This window comes from Nocardioides sp., assembly GCF_036401255.1.
GTDB lineage: Bacteria > Actinomycetota > Actinomycetes > Propionibacteriales > Nocardioidaceae > Nocardioides.
Window position 1 is genome coordinate 1 of the sequence record NZ_DASWVI010000262.1, and the last position, 1,522, is coordinate 1,522.

Consider the following 1,522-nt stretch of genomic DNA (forward strand, 5'->3'; position numbering starts at 1 on the left):
CCCGGGGCGAACGGCACGAACGGGCCCAGGGCCCCGGACAGGATCAGGTGGCCCGCGCGCAGCGGGTCGCCGAGGCAGGCGGCGCCGGTGCCGGCCGAGCGCCCCTCGCCGTTGATCGTCAGCGACATGACGACCTCGCGCGGCTCGAGCTCGTCGAGGCTCCGGCCGTCGGTGCCGACGACGAACAGCCCGCTGGAGGCGTTGTCGGCGACGGTGTCGGTGAAGCCGATGGCCCACTGGTCGATGCGCGAGTCGACGATCTCGAGAGCCGGCAGCGCGACCTGCACCGCCTCCCGGACGGCGTCGATCGTCAGCTCCTCCTCGGGCAGGTCGAGGTCGCGCGCGAGCACGAACGCCACCTCGGCCTCCACCCGCGGCTGCAGCAGCGTGCGCATCGAGATGGGCTCGTCCGCCCCGCGCGGCGAGACGTCCATGTCGTCGAGGAGATAGCCGAAGTCGGGCTGGTCGACGCCCAGCTGGTCCTGGACCGCCTTCGACGTGGCGCCGATCTTGCGCCCCACCACGTGCGCTCCCCCGGCGATCCGGGCCCGCACGAGACCCTGCTGCACGGCGTACGCCGCGTCCAGGTCGTCGGTGCCGATGAGGTCGCGGACCGGCGCGCACGGGACACCGGTGGCCTGGGCCTGGGAGAGTCGGGCCACCGCTGCCGTGATCGAGACAGCGATCGAGTCCTGGGAGGTCACGTGACCGATAGTAGAACCTGTTACAGTTTCTCGCCATGACGACCCCCCTGCCGGGCCCGCTCCCGGAGAGCGTCGACGTCGTCGTGGTCGGCGCCGGCGGCGCCGGCATGACGGCCGCGCTCGCAGCGGCCGCGCGCGGCCTCGAGACGGTGCTGCTGGAGAAGAGCGCGTACTTCGGCGGCTCGACCGCGCGCAGCGGCGGCGGGGTGTGGATCCCGGGCAACTACGCCCTCGAGGCGGCCGGTCAGGCCGACCCGCTCGAGAACGCCAAGCTCTACCTCGACTCGATCGTCGGCGACCTGGTGCCCAAGGTGCGCCGCGACACCTACCTCGAGCGCGGGCCCGAGGTCATGGAGTTCATCAAGGAGAGGACCCCGCTGCGCTTCACCTGGGTCCCTCAGTACGCCGACTACCACCCCGAGGCGCCGGGCGGCCGGGCCGCCGGACGGTCCGCGGAGCCGATCCCGATGGACGCCCGGTTCCTCGGCGACGAGCTCGAACGGCTGCACCCGCAGTACACCAAGGCGCCGGCGAACATGATCGTCACCCAGGCCGACTTCCGGAAGATCAGCCTCGGCCTGCGCACGCTGCGCGGCCCCCTGACCATGGCCAAGGTGCTGCTGCGCCGGATCGTGAGCCTCGTGCGCGGCCAGAGGATGTACGCGATGGGCAACGCGATCGCGATCGGGCTGCGCAAGGGCCTGATGGACGCCGGCGTGCCGGTGCACTACGACACCGAGCTCCGTGACCTGGTGCTCGAGGACGGCCGGGTCGTCGGCGTACGCGTGCTGCGCGACGGCGTGGAGCAGGTGGTCCGG

Annotated in this window: 2 protein-coding genes; one reads left to right on the forward strand and one right to left on the reverse strand. The window is 72.5% G+C overall.

All coding sequences use genetic code 11. The features are described 5' to 3' along the window. Positions 1-704: 2-keto-4-pentenoate hydratase (locus tag VGD85_RS12030; RefSeq protein WP_331063682.1), on the reverse strand; the 704-nt coding region annotated here is incomplete at its 3' end. 35 nt (positions 705-739) lie between these two features. Here VGD85_RS12030 and VGD85_RS12035 point away from each other — a divergent pair. Further along, on the forward strand, positions 740-1,522 hold a 783-nt coding region (locus VGD85_RS12035), incomplete at its 3' end, for an FAD-dependent oxidoreductase (protein ID WP_331063683.1).